Annotated in this window: 14 protein-coding genes; 13 read left to right on the top strand and 1 reads right to left on the bottom strand. The window is 67.4% G+C overall.

Annotation, left to right across the window (positions count from 1 at the left end; genetic code table 11):
- The first annotated feature begins 22 nt into the window (after positions 1-22).
- The 8 genes from L1787_RS17555 to L1787_RS17520 all read left to right on the top strand — a co-directional run bounded on the left by L1787_RS17555 (position 23) and on the right by L1787_RS17520 (position 7,004).
- On the top strand, positions 23-1,072 hold the full coding sequence (locus tag L1787_RS17555; RefSeq protein WP_235710334.1) for an ABC transporter ATP-binding protein: 1,050 nt from the start codon (positions 23-25) through the stop codon (positions 1,070-1,072).
- Positions 1,069-1,911 (top strand): ABC transporter permease, encoded by an 843-nt coding sequence (locus L1787_RS17550; protein ID WP_235710332.1) that lies wholly within the window; start codon positions 1,069-1,071, stop codon positions 1,909-1,911. Before L1787_RS17555 ends, L1787_RS17550 begins: the two co-directional genes overlap by 4 nt.
- Positions 1,908-2,705 carry an ABC transporter permease gene (locus L1787_RS17545; protein WP_235710330.1) on the top strand — a complete coding sequence of 266 codons (798 nt, stop codon included), beginning with the start codon at positions 1,908-1,910 and terminating at the stop codon, positions 2,703-2,705. Before L1787_RS17550 ends, L1787_RS17545 begins: the two co-directional genes overlap by 4 nt.
- On the top strand, positions 2,702-3,808 hold the full coding sequence (locus L1787_RS17540) for an NAD(P)/FAD-dependent oxidoreductase (RefSeq protein WP_235710328.1): 1,107 nt from the start codon (positions 2,702-2,704) through the stop codon (positions 3,806-3,808). The genes L1787_RS17545 and L1787_RS17540 overlap by 4 nt, the downstream gene beginning before the upstream one ends.
- On the top strand, positions 3,792-4,085 hold the full coding sequence (locus tag L1787_RS17535) for a (2Fe-2S)-binding protein (RefSeq protein ID WP_235710326.1): 294 nt from the start codon (positions 3,792-3,794) through the stop codon (positions 4,083-4,085). The genes L1787_RS17540 and L1787_RS17535 overlap by 17 nt, the downstream gene beginning before the upstream one ends.
- Positions 4,082-5,461 (top strand): FAD/NAD(P)-dependent oxidoreductase, encoded by a 1,380-nt coding sequence (locus L1787_RS17530; RefSeq protein ID WP_235710324.1) that lies wholly within the window; start codon positions 4,082-4,084, stop codon positions 5,459-5,461. The genes L1787_RS17535 and L1787_RS17530 overlap by 4 nt, the downstream gene beginning before the upstream one ends.
- A 4-nt stretch (positions 5,462-5,465) precedes the next feature.
- Positions 5,466-6,584, top strand: coding sequence for an NAD(P)/FAD-dependent oxidoreductase (locus L1787_RS17525; protein WP_235710321.1), 1,119 nt, complete (start codon positions 5,466-5,468; stop codon positions 6,582-6,584).
- 72 nt (positions 6,585-6,656) lie between these two features.
- Complete coding sequence (locus tag L1787_RS17520) at positions 6,657-7,004, top strand: RidA family protein (RefSeq protein WP_235710319.1); 348 nt, start codon at positions 6,657-6,659, stop codon at positions 7,002-7,004.
- A gap of 40 nt (positions 7,005-7,044) precedes the next feature.
- On the opposite strand, the gene L1787_RS17515 is transcribed toward L1787_RS17520, so the two are convergent.
- The gene (locus L1787_RS17515; protein WP_235710317.1) at positions 7,045-8,013 is read right to left on the bottom strand and encodes a LysR substrate-binding domain-containing protein; all 969 of its coding nucleotides are present in this window, start codon (positions 8,011-8,013) and stop codon (positions 7,045-7,047) included.
- Positions 8,014-8,206: 193 nt separating this feature from the next.
- Here L1787_RS17515 and L1787_RS17510 point away from each other — a divergent pair, with 193 nt between their 5' ends.
- From L1787_RS17510 to L1787_RS17490, 5 genes are all read left to right on the top strand, one after another.
- On the top strand, positions 8,207-9,043 hold the full coding sequence (locus tag L1787_RS17510) for a transporter substrate-binding domain-containing protein (protein WP_235710315.1): 837 nt from the start codon (positions 8,207-8,209) through the stop codon (positions 9,041-9,043).
- Positions 9,044-9,210: 167 nt separating this feature from the next.
- On the top strand, positions 9,211-9,882 hold the full coding sequence (locus L1787_RS17505) for an amino acid ABC transporter permease (RefSeq protein ID WP_235710313.1): 672 nt from the start codon (positions 9,211-9,213) through the stop codon (positions 9,880-9,882).
- A 4-nt stretch (positions 9,883-9,886) separates the two neighbouring features.
- Positions 9,887-10,591: an amino acid ABC transporter permease gene (locus L1787_RS17500; protein WP_235710311.1), complete on the top strand. Its 705-nt coding sequence runs from the start codon at positions 9,887-9,889 to the stop codon at positions 10,589-10,591.
- The gene (gene argH, locus L1787_RS17495) at positions 10,588-12,093 is read left to right on the top strand and encodes an argininosuccinate lyase (RefSeq protein WP_235710309.1); all 1,506 of its coding nucleotides are present in this window, start codon (positions 10,588-10,590) and stop codon (positions 12,091-12,093) included. The genes L1787_RS17500 and argH overlap by 4 nt, the downstream gene beginning before the upstream one ends.
- Positions 12,090-12,839, top strand: coding sequence for an amino acid ABC transporter ATP-binding protein (locus L1787_RS17490; RefSeq protein WP_255720598.1), 750 nt, complete (start codon positions 12,090-12,092; stop codon positions 12,837-12,839). Before argH ends, L1787_RS17490 begins: the two co-directional genes overlap by 4 nt.
- Positions 12,840-12,843 lie beyond the last annotated feature (4 nt).

Below are 12,843 nucleotides of genomic sequence, written 5' to 3'. Positions count from 1 at the left end.
ACCATCGGCAGAGACCCGCCCCATGGCCTATCTCGAACTCGACAGCCTCACCAAGGCGTTCGGACACACCCTCGCCGTCGATCATTTCTCGCTGAATGTGGAGCGCGGCGAGTTCGTCTCCCTGCTCGGCCCGTCCGGCTGCGGCAAGACGACGACGCTTCAGATGATCGCCGGCTTCGAGGAGCCGACCTCCGGCACGATCCACCTCAATGGACGTGATCTGTCCGGCGTTCCGGCGCGCGAGCGCGGTCTCGGCATCGTCTTTCAGACCTATGCGCTCTTCCCGCACATGACCGTCTCGGAAAATGTCAGCTTCGGCCTCGAGATGCGCTCGATCCGGCGGCGCGAGCGCAAAGCGCGGATCGCCCGCGCGCTCGATCTCGTCCACCTCTCTCCGTTCGCCTCGCGCTATCCGCGCCAGCTCTCCGGCGGACAGCGCCAGCGCGTCGCCCTCGCCCGCGCGCTCGTCATCGAGCCGGAACTTCTCCTCCTCGACGAGCCCCTGTCCAATCTCGACGCCAAGCTGCGGGAGGAAATGCAGCTCGAACTGCGCCGCATCCAGCAAGAGGCCGGTGTCACGACGCTGCTCGTCACGCACGACCAGAACGAGGCGATGGCGCTCTCCGACCGGATCGCCGTCATGCAGGCCGGCCACCTCGTGCAGGAGGCCGCCCCGTTCGAAGCGTACGAGAACCCGAGCAACGTCTTCGCCTCCACCTTCCTCGGCAAGTCGAACTCGATCGAATGCCGGATCGAGAACGGTGCGATCGTCACGACCGCCGGCGTGCGCCTCGATTGCCCGGCCGGCGCCGCGCACACCGGGGCCGCGCTCGCGGCGCTGCGGCCGGAGCGGATCTCGTTCGTCGACCCCGGCGAGGCGATCCTCTCCGGGACCGTCACAGAGCGCGTCTTCCTCGGCGATCAGTGGCTCTTCAAGATCGACACGCCGATCGGTGAGCTTCTCGTCACGCGGCGCAATGCGGGACGTTCGGAGCCCGATACCGGGTCGACCGTCCACCTCGCCTGGCAGGCGGAGCACCTGCGGATCCTCGCCACCGGGGACGCGGCATGAACCCGTTCCTCCTCTCCGCCCCGGCGCTCGTCCTCTTCGCCATCATGATGGTGGTGCCGCTGGTGATGACGTTCATCCTCTCGTTCAACTCGTTCGGGTTCTACACCGGCATCGAGATGACGCTCGGACTCCACAACTATATCGACGTCCTCACCGACAGCTACTTTTACGAGATCTTCGGCCGCACCTTCGCGATCGCCCTCGCAACCACGATCATCTGCGCCATCATCGGCACGCCGCAGGCTTATTTCCTCACCCGGATGCGGCCATTCTGGCGCTCGGTGATGGTGCTCGTCACGCTGGGGCCGCTTCTCATCTCCGTCGTGGTGCGCACGCTCGGCTGGGCGATCCTTCTCGGCAATAACGGCGTCATCAACAACGCGTTGATGGGCCTCGGCCTCACCAACTCGCCCTTTCGCATGATGTACACCTCGGGCGGCATCGTGGTGGCGCTCGTGCACGTCATGGTGCCGTTCATGGTGCTCGCGGTCTGGGCCGCACTTCAGCGGCAGGATCCGGCGACGCAGAGCGCGGCCGAGTCGCTCGGCGCGAAGCCCTGGACCGTGTTTCGCCGCGTGGTGCTGCCGCAGGCCATGCCCGGCGTCCTCTCCGGCTCGCTCATCGTCTTCTCGCTCTCCGCCTCGGCCTTTGCGACCCCCTCCCTCATCGGCGGGCGGCGGGTGAAGGTCGTCGCCACCACGGTCTATGACGAGTTCCTCAACACGTTGAACTGGCCGCTCGGCGCCGCGATCGCCGTCATCCTGCTCGTCGCGGTCCTCGTCATCATGATCTCGTGGAACCGCATCGTCGAACGTCGCTTCGCCGGGGTGTTCCAATGAAAAATGGACGCTTCGCGACGGTCTGCACCATCCTGTTCGCGATCTTCATGCTCGCGCCGATCGTCGTCGTCATCGCGGTCTCGTTCACGCCCGAGGGCTATCTGGAATTTCCGCCGAGCGGGATCTCGCTGCGCTGGTACCGGGCGATCCTCGACAACCCGGATTTCATCGACGCCTTCATCATGTCGTTGAAGCTCGGCCTCGTCTCCGCGACGATCGCGACCGTCCTCACGGTGCCGGCGGCGCTTGCGATCGGGCGTGGCTCTTTCCGGGGCCGCGAGGCGCTTCAAGCGCTGTTCCTGTCGCCCCTCACGGTGCCGACGGTCGTGCTCGGCATCTCGTTTTTGCGCTTCCTGTCGATGCTCGGCGCCAACGGCACCTTCATCGGCCTTGCGCTCTGTCACGCGGTGATCATCATCCCGTTCGTGCTGCGCCTCGTGCTCGCTTCGGTGATCGGCATGGATCCGTCGATCGAGAAAGCCGCGGTCTCGCTAGGCGCGAAACCCGGCACGGTGTTCCGGCGGGTGACGTTGCCGGCGATCACCCCCGGCGTCGTGGGCGGCTTCGTGCTCGCCTTCATCACGAGCTTCGATGAGTTGACAGTCTCCATCTTCATCGTAAACCCCTCCACGACCACGCTCCCGGTGCGCCTCTTCTCCCACATCGCGCAGACGACCGATCCGCTTGTCGCTTCGGTGTCGACCATCGCGATCCTGTTTACGGTTGCTGTCATGCTCTTCGTCGACCGCCTCTACGGCCTGGACCGTCTCCTCATCGGGGAGGGCAAGCGATGAGCGACGTTCTCGTCGTCGGCGGCGGCCTCGTCGGCGCGGCGACCACCTACGGCCTCCTGCGCGAGGGCCTCTCGGTCACGATGCTCGACGAAGGCGATATCGCCTTTCGTGCCTCGCGCGGCAATTTCGGCCTCGTGTGGGTCCAGTCGAAGGGCGACGGGCGGCCGGAATACGCGCAATGGACCCGCCGGTCGGCCGATCTGTGGCCGGGTCTGCAGGATGCGCTCGGCGAAGAGACCGGCATCAACACCCATTATGAAAAGCCCGGCGGGCTGCATTTCTCGCTCTCGGAGGAGGACTTCGAGAAGCGTTGCGCGCTCATCCACCGGATGCACAATGTGCACGGCGCGGCCCATTATGGGGCCGAGATCCTCGACGCCAAACAGGTGCGGGAGCTCGTTCCGGGGCTCGGGCCGGATGTCGTCGGCGGCACCTATTGTAAGCATGACGGGCACGCCTCGCCGCTCTATCTCCTGCGCGCCCTCCACACCGCGATCGAAAAACGGGGCGGCAAGATCGTGCCGAACGCGTCCGTCAGCGCGGTCGCTCCCGACGGGAACGGCTTCCGTGCCGAGACCGCGAAGGGCACGATGCGCGGCGACAAGCTCGTCCTCGCCGCCGGGCTCGGCAATCGAAAGCTCGGCGGAGGCGTCGGCCTCGACGTGCCGGTCGCCCCGGAAAAGGGGCAGATCCTCGTCACCGAGCGCGCCCGCCCACTCCTTCCGATGCCGACCCATGTGGTTCGCCAGACCTCGGAAGGCACGTTCATGATCGGCGACAGCCACGAGGATGTCGGCTTCAACCTCACCTCGACGACCCCGACCATGTCGATGATCGCCGCGCGTGCCGTGAAGATGTTCCCGTTCCTGAAGGATCTGAGGCTCGTCAGGTCGTGGGCCGCGCTGCGCGTGATGGCGCCCGACGGCTACCCGATCTACGAGGAGTCGGCCGCCCATCCGGGCGCCTTCACCGTCAATTGCCATTCCGGCGTCACGCTCGCCGCCGCCCACGCGCTCGGGCTCGCCCCGATGATCGCGAAGGGCCAAATCGGCGACGAGCTGTCCGTCTTCACCGCAGGGAGGTTCGATGCCAACGCGCATTGACGCTTCGGGCGAGCGCATCGCCTTCACCTTCGACGGCCAGCGTGTCGAGGCCCGCTCGGGCGACACCGTCGCCGCCGCCCTGATCGCCGCCGGGATCGATGCGACGCGTCGCTCCGCCCTCTCCGGCATGGCGCGCGGTCCCTATTGCATGATGGGTATCTGCTTCGACTGCCTCGTCGCGATCGACGGGGTTCCGAACCGGCAGGCCTGCATGGTCGAGGCGCGCGAAGGCCTCGTCGTCACGACCCAGGACGGTGCGATGGAGGCCTTGTCATGACGCGCTATGATCTCGTCGTGATCGGTGCCGGTCCGGCCGGAATGGCCGCCGCGATCGAGGCCGACAAGGCCGGCCTTTCCGTCCTCGTCCTCGACGAAGCCCCCGCCCCGGGCGGTCAGATCTATCGCGCCGTCGAGGCGACCGACGCCGCGCGCCGGACGATCCTCGGCGCCGACTATGCGCACGGGGCGGAGCTCGCCAAGGCGTTCCGCGCCTCGGGCGCCACCTATCGGGCCGGCGCCTCGGTCTGGAACGTGTCGCCGGAGAAGGTCGTCGACTATTCGACCGGCGACGGGTCGCGCCAGGTCGAGGCCGGGGCGATCATCATCGCGACGGGTGCGGTCGAGCGATCGACGCCGATGAAGGGCTGGCTCCTTCCGGGCGTCACCACCGCGGGCGCGATGCAGATTCTCCTGAAGGCGCACGGCGTCGTCGAGCCCGATACGGTGTTCGTCGGCTCCGGCCCCCTTCTGTGGCTGATCGCGAGCCAGATGATCGCCGCCGGAGCCAAGCCGAAGGCGATCGTGGAGACGGTGCCGCGCGGCCGGCTCCTCGCCGCGGCGAAGCATCTTCCGAAGGCGCTGAAGGCCCAGAACTACCTCGCCAAGGGCTTTCAGATGATGAAGGCGGTGCGCAAAGCGGGTGTGCCGGTCCACCGCTATGGCGAAGATATCGTCATCGAGGGGACGAACCATGTCGAGGCGGTGACCTTCACCGCGGACGGCGAGCGTCAGCGGATCGAAACGCGGCACGTCGCGCTTCATCAGGGCGTCGTTCCGAACCAGCAGATCACGCGCCTCCTCAATTGCGAGCACCGCTATGACACGGTACAGCGCGCGTTCGCGCCGGTGCTGAGCGAGGACGGCGAGACGACGCTCAAAGGCGTCTATGTCGCCGGCGATGGCGGCGGCATCTCCGGCGCGCGGGCAGCGGCATTGACGGGCCGCCTCGCCGCGATGGCGGCCGCGACGGCCGCGGGTCGCTCCGTCGACGGCGCGATGGTCGCCTCGGTGCGCGCCGCGCTCGGCAAGGACCGGGCGATCCGCCCGCTCCTCGACACGCTCTACGCCCCCTCGCCCGAGGCGTTGGCGCCGGCCGACGACGTCGTCGTCTGTCGCTGCGAGGAGGTGACGGCCGGCGACATCCGCGCCGCCGCCAAGCTCGGCGCGCCGGGCCCCAATCAGGTGAAGTCCTATCTGCGGGCCGGCATGGGGCCGTGCCAGGGCCGGGTCTGCGGGCTCGTCGTCGCCGAGATCATGGCGGTGACGCGCGGCGAGAGCCTCGACGCGATCGGCTATTACCGGATCCGTCCGCCGCTGAAGCCTCTCCCGCTCGCCGAGCTCGCGGCGCTCGACGAGCCGATCGCCGCGGAGTGATCGGGTGACGACCGGCGCCGACCTCATCGTGATCGGCGGGGGGCTGCATGGCACCTCCGCCGCGCTCTTCTGCGCCCAGAAGGGCATGTCGGTCATCCTGATCGAGAAGGACACCGCGGGCCGTCACGCCTCCGGCGTCAATGCCGGCGGCGTGCGTCAGCTCGGACGGCACGTCGCGGAGATCCCGCTGTCGATCCGGTCGATGGCGATGTGGCACCGCATCGCCGATATCGTCGACGACGATTGCGCCTTTCAGGCCGCGCCGCAGATCAAGGTCGCGGAGAACGAGGCGGAGCTTCAGACGCTGTCGGAGCGGGCCGCTACGCTCAACCGGCTCGGCTATGATCACGAGGTCGTCCTGTCGGAGGACGAGCTGCGGCATCATCTGCCCGCCGTCGCGCCGCATTGTGTCGGCGGGCTCGGCAGCCTTGGCGACGGGTTCGCCCAGCCTTATCGCACCGTGTTCGCCTTCCAGCGCAAGGCGATCGCCGAGGGCGTCCGGGTCTTCGAGGAGACGCGCGCCAACACGATCAAGCGGGAAAACGGCCGGTTCGTCGTCGAGACCGACAAGGGCACCTTCACGAGCGACAAGCTCCTCAACTGCGCGGGCGCCTGGGCCGGCACCCTCGCCGCGCAACTCGGCGAGCACGCCCCGGTCGAGGCGATCGCGCCGATGATGCTCGTCACCGCGCGAATGCCGCATTTTTGCGACGCCGTCGTCGGCGCGACGGGCCGGCCCCTTTCGTTCAAGCAGATGCCGAACGGGACGGTGGTCATCGGCGGCGGGCGACGCGGACGCGCCGACCCGGCGACCAACGAGACGCATCTCGATTTCGCCGAGCTGAAACACACCGCCGCGACCGCGAAGGAGATCTTTCCGATCATGGCCGGCGCGACCTTGGTGCGCGCCTGGTCGGGGATCGAGGGCCGGATGCCGGACGACATTCCGGTGATCGGCCCATCCGCCACCGAGGACGGCGCCTTTCATGCGTTCGGCTTTTCCGCGCACGGCTTCCAGCTTGGGCCGGGGGTCGGCTCGGTCATCGCCGAACTCATCGTGGACGGGCAAACGAACGCGCCGCTCGAGCCCTTTTCCATCACCCGATTCGCCCACCACGCCTGACGGCGGGAGGCCGAGCAACGGCGGATCCGAGACTGAATCCGCCGCCCATTCCGACGAACCAAGGAGACATTCGTGATCAAGCGGCACTTCCAGACCCGCATCAACCACCGGGTCGTGGAGCACAACGGCGTCCTTCATTTCGGCGGCCTCACGGCGGACGACAAGACGAAGGACATGAAGGGCCAGACCGAGGAGATCTGCGGCAAGATCGACAAGCTCCTCGCCGATCTCGGCACCAGCAAAGAAAACCTCCTCACGGCGATGATCTACATCTCCGACTTCGCCGCGAAGGACGGGATGAACGAGGCCTGGCTCGCCTGGCTTCCGGCCGACCACCTGCCGACGCGCGCCACCATCGGCGTCGCCGATCTCGGCAAGGATTGCCTGATCGAAATCGTCGTCTCCGCCGCCGCGGCGTAAGGCGTCGAGGCGTCGCGGCGATAACCGCGACGCCTTTTTCTCACGACACCCCCGGCTCCGGCGACGGCGGGGTCGTGCGGATCGGGTCCATCTCGCGGATCGGTCGGCGTGATCGCTCGATCAGCCGCTCGAACTCGACGTGGAAGACCTCGAAAAAGCGGTGGGCGAAGGCGGTGTCGTGGCTGCGCCGCGGGCGGACGCAGACGAAGGTGAAGTCGGCGGGCTCGGCAAGCGGGATCGCGACACAGCCGAAGGCGGGCGCGGCCTGCGCGGTGAACCCCTCCACGATCGCCCAGCCGAGCCCCGCGCCGACGAGCCCGATGACGGCGAACGACCAGCGCGCCTCGAGCCGCATCACCCGCTCGACATTGTGCGAGGCGAAGAGCGCGTCGATGCGCTGGCGGCTCGACGTCCCCTCACCCATCGACACGAAATTCTCGCCCGGCAGCTCCCGCACCGAGACGACGTCGCGATCAGCGAGCCGGTGGTCGGCCGGCAGGATGGCGAAGGACGGCACCGTCATGACCTCGCCGACAAGAACGCGCGAGGGCGCGACCGGCGTCATCGCGTAACCGATATCGCATAACCCGCTCGCGACGAGATCGACGGCCTCTTCCGAATTGAAGGACTGGATGGACAGGCGCACCGTGTCGTCGCGCAAGGTGAGCGTGCGCACCACCCGCTGGATGAAACCGCCCGAAAAGGCCGGCAGGGTCGCGATGCGCAGCGCGCCGGAGGCACGGCTGCGGATCTGCGCGGCCGTCCACGCGATATGGTCGAGCCCGGCATAGGCGCGCTTGACCTCCTCGAAGAGGATTTCCGCCGCCTCGGTCGGCTTCAAGCCGCCATCGCGGCGGAAGAGCGAGAAGCCGAGCTCGTTTTCCATCTGCCGCAGGATCTTGCTGACCGCCGGTTGCGTGACGGACAGCATGCGCGCCGCCTCGGTCATCGACCCGCTGATCATGACGGCGCGGAATGCCTCGACCTGACGATGCGTGAAGCCGTGCACGTCGCGCGAGCCCTCATGAGTTTCAGTTATGATATCGCGATTTTTCGTCCTTTGACAGCGAGGGACAGCACTTGGATAGTTTTTAAGCGAGTTCTTAATGCGCTTAAAATCCAGGCAGCGGAGAGACCGCGAGACCTGGCCGATTGACCCCGACCCCGCCTTTCGCGGGGCGTTCCGAGAGGAGTTCGCGCTTATGGTCAAACTTGCTCCACTGTGCACCGCAATCGTCGCCGTCACGGCCGTCGTCGGTACCGCGCCGGCCTTCGCGCAAGACATGCCGCCGCTGCCCACCTCGATCGAAGAGGCCGGCGTCGTGCGTGTCGGCACGAAATGCGACTATCCGCCGGAAGGCTATCTCGACATGTCCGGCACGCCGGTCGGCGTCGAGGTCGCGATGGGTCACCAGATCGCGAAATACGCCTTCGGTGACGACGCCGAGGCGGAAATCGTGTGCGTGACCGCCGCGAACCGTATCCCCTCGCTGGTCGGCGGGAAGGTCGATCTCGTAATCGCCACGATGGGCATCAACGCCGAGCGCGAAGAGGTCATCGACTTCTCCCAGCCTTATGCCTGGTCGTCCTCCGGCGTCCTCGTCCGCGCCGACGACGACACGAACACGCTCGCCGGCCTCAACGGCAAGACCGTCGCCTTCCTGAAGGGCGCCTGGCAGATCCCGTTCTTCGACGAGAGCTATCCCGAGGTCGACAAGCTCCTCCTCGACGGCGTTTCGGACTCGCTTCAGGCGCTGATGCAAAACCGGGTCGACGGCTATGCCCACGACACGCCGGTGCTGATGTCGATCGCGGCCAACAACGACCAGGTCCGCCTGATCGACGAAGTCTACAAGATCGGCACGCGCGGCGCTGCCGTCCGCCCCGGCGAGACCGAGTGGCTCGATTATGTGAACGCCTCGCTCACCCGCATGGCCGACGAAGGCAAGTTCGTCGAGTGGTTCAAGGAACATGCGGACGACGAGAACCTCGAGGACAAGCTGAAATTCTGGGACATGTCCCAGATGCCGCAGGACTGAGACCCCGTGCCGGCGCTTCTCACCAAGCGCCGCACGCCCCGCTGCCGGACCGACAGGGTCCGGCAGACGCTCCGCTCGCCCCGTAGGCGACCGCCGGCGATCGTGCCGCCGCCTGAGTGCCCGCGAGCCCGCTCCGCATCCCCGCCGCAAGCCGCCCCGGACAGCCCATGAATTATTCGTTCAGTTTCGCGTATATCTATGGGGCCTGGCCGGACCTGATGGCCGGTCTCGCGATGACGGTGTTGATCAGCCTCCTGTCCATCGTTCTCGCGGTGATCATCGGCGTTCTGTGCGCCTCGGCGCGCCTCTTCAAGGTGCCCGTGGCGAGCCAGATCGCCACCGGATATGTCCACTTCATCCGCTCGACGCCGCTTCTCGTCCAGATCTTCTTCATCTTCTACGGCCTCGCCTCGATGGGCCTGCCGCTCGGCGGGTTCTGGTCCGGCGTCCTCGCCCTCACTTTGTGGGGCGGGGCGTACATGACGGAAAATGTGCGCGGCGGCTTCGCCGGCGTCTCGGAGGGGCTCAAAGAGGCCTCCTCCGCGCTCGGCCTGTCACGCGGGCTCTATCTGCGCTTCATCGCGCTCCCGGTCGGCCTGCGCATCTGCATTCCGACGATGCTGAACACCTCGATCTCGGTGCTCAAGAATTCGTCCTATCTCCAGGCGATCGGCGTCGCCGAGCTCACCTTTGCTGCGACCACCCGCGTCGCGATGGATTTCCGCACGCTCGAAATGTTCGCCACCATCGGCGCGCTCTACCTCGTCCTCGTCGTCGTCCTGTCCTGGTGCGTGCGGCGGCTCGAGCATCGTCTCCACAAACCCTTCCGGACGGCCTGACGCCATGGACATCATCATCCAGACCTTGCCGCTCCTCTGGCGCGGGCTCATCACCACCTTCCAGCTCGCGCTGATCACCCTCGCCCTCGTCGCGGTGATCTCGGTGGTGTTCGGCATCATGTCCGTCTCCCGCCATCGCTGGGCCCGGTGGGTGACGACGCTCTATGTGGAGTTCTTTCGCGGCATCCCGCTGATCGTGAACCTCCTCTTCACCTATTTCGGCGCGCCGCTCGTCGGCCTGTCGCTCGATCCCTTCTCCTCGGCGGTCGTCTCCCTCACTACATGGGGCGCGGCGAACGGGGCGGAGATCGTGCGCGGCGGCTTCGCCGCGATCCCCCGCCACCAGGGCGAGAGCGCGGCCGCCCTCGCGATGCGCCCGTGGGAGACGATGTGGTACATCCTCCTGCCGCAGATCATTTTGCCGGTGCTCCCGTCCTTCACCGGCCTCTTTTCGATCCTCATCCAGGCGACCTCGCTCGCCTCCCTCGTCGGCGCGATGGAGTTCCTGCGCACCTCGCAGATCATCGTCGAACGCTCGACCCTGATGACCGGCCACAGCCCCGCCTTCGTGGTCTTCGGCTTCGTGCTGATCGTCTATTTCGTCATCTGCTTCAGCCTCAACCTCTTCACGGCATGGCTGGAGCGCACCATCGGGCGACGCCGCACCCGCCGCGTCTCCGCTTCCCTCCAGACGGCTGAAACAGCATGAACGCGCCCTCGAAAGTGTCCGGCTTCCTCTCCGAGGCCCTCGCGCCCGAAATCATCGAGGGGCTTTATAAGCCTCTCCTCGAGCGCACCTTCGCCCCCTCGCTCCCCGCCTTCACGGCGATCAACCGCGCGCATATCGTGATGCTCGCCGAGGCCGGCTTGATGCCGGGCGACGTCGCCGCCGACCTTCTGCGCACCGTCGACGCCCTCGCCGCCGAGGGCCCCGCCGCCTTCACGCTCGATGGCGAGCGGGAGGACGCCTATTTCAACTATGAGGCGGAGGTTTTCGCGCGGATCGGCCAAACGGCCGGCTGGCTGCACATGGCCCGCTCGCGCAACGACCTGAAATCGACCGCCGATCGCCTGCGCGCCCGCGACCTCGCCGAGCGGCTCTATGCTGGAACGCTCGCGCTCCGCGAAGCGCTGATCGCCCGCGCCGCCCCCCATTTCGCGACGGTGATGACCGGCTACACGCACCTCCAGCACGCCCAGCCGATCACCTGGGGCTGGTATCTTCTCGGCATCGAAGCGGGCCTGCGCCGCGACAGCGCCCGGATCGCCGATGCGCTCGACCGGCTCGACGAATGCCCGCTCGGCGCCGGCGCGCAGGCCGGCACGGGCTTTCCGATCGACCGAGAGCGCACGGCGCGCCTTCTCGGCTTCGAGCGCGCCCACGCCCATCCGCTCGATGCCGTCGCCAACCGCGACGGCCTCAACGAGCTCGCTTATGCCGCGACCTCGACGGCGACGACCACGGGCCGGATGGCGCAAGACTTCTATCTCATGGCGACGTTCGAGTTCGGCACCCTCGCCTTCCCGGACCGGATCGCGATCACCTCCTCGATCATGCCGCAAAAGAAGAATCTCGCCGTCCTCGAACATTTGAAAGCGCGCCCGGCGGTGCTTCTCGGCGCGCTCACGACCGCGGTGGGTGCCGCCCGGTCGGTTCCCTTCGGCCACAGCCAGGAGGTCGGCGCGGAGGCGACGCGCTGGGTGTGGGACGCGCTCGGCGAATATGCCGACCTCTTGTCGATCGCGCGCATCGTCGTGGAAGCGGCCGAGCCCAAGGTGGAACGCATGGCCGAACTCGCCGGCGCCAATTTCGCCACCGCGACGGCCCTTGCCGACAGCCTCGTCGCGCACGGGATGACCTTCCGGGCCGCCCATCACGTGGTCGGCCGCTTCGTCCGCCTCTCGCTCGAAGGGCGCCCCCTTTCGCCGGTCGACCGGATCGCCGAGGCGGCGCGCGAGGTGGGCGAAGACTGCCCGCCCCTCGATGCGGCCGCGATCGAGCGCGCCCTCGATCCGGCGGGGATCATCACCCAAGCGGCCGGCTCCGGTCCGAGCCTCGTCCAGTCCGAACGCCTCAGCGCGGCGGCCGAGGCGGCGCTCGCCGCCGACCGTCAGCGTCTCGATGCCTGGCACGCCCGCCGCGCGGAGGCCGCCGCCGCCCTCGACGCAGCGGCCGCCCACATCGTCACGGCGAACGAGGCCGCGCCATGAGCGACAAGGTGATCGAAGTCGCCGGGCTCACCAAGACCTTCGCCAATGGGGTGACGGCGCTCGCGGGGATCGATCTATCCATCGCGCGCGGCGAGGTCGTCGCGATCCTCGGGCCCTCGGGCTCCGGCAAGTCGACGCTCATCCGGTGCATGAACGGGCTCGAGACGATCACCTCCGGCACCGTCATCGTCGAGAACGAGCAGGTCGATGGCGGCTCGGATCGGAGCTGGCGCAAGGTGCGGCGCGAACTCGGCATGGTTTTTCAGAATTACGCGCTCTTTCCGCATCTCGATGTGAAGACCAACGTCACCCTCGCGGCGATCCGCGCCGGCGTGCTCAAGAAAAAAGACGCCGAGGCACGGGCGCGCGAACTCCTCGCGATGGTGGGCCTCGAGGACAAGCTCAACTCGCGCGTTTCCGAACTCTCCGGCGGTCAGCAACAACGCGTCGCGATCGTGCGTGCGATCGCGATGGAGCCGAAGGCGATGCTCTTCGACGAGCCGACCTCCGCCCTCGATCCGGAGATGGTGGGCGAAGTCCTCGCCGCGATGCGCCGCCTCGCCAAAGACGGGATGACGATGGTCGTCGTCACCCACGAGACCGGCTTCGCGCGCGAGGTCGCCGACCGTGTCGTGCTGATGGAAGCCGGCGCGATCGTCGAGATCGCGCCGCCCGAAGCGTTCTTCACCGCACCGAAATCGCCGCGCACCCAGCGCTTTCTCGACCTCATCATCCGCCACGACTGACCAC

It is taken from the genome of Acuticoccus kalidii (assembly GCF_021556395.1).
Taxonomy (GTDB): domain Bacteria; phylum Pseudomonadota; class Alphaproteobacteria; order Rhizobiales; family Amorphaceae; genus Acuticoccus; species Acuticoccus kalidii.
The sequence above is the reverse complement of the archived record's forward strand: the minus strand, read 5'-3'. Positions and strand labels throughout refer to the sequence as shown.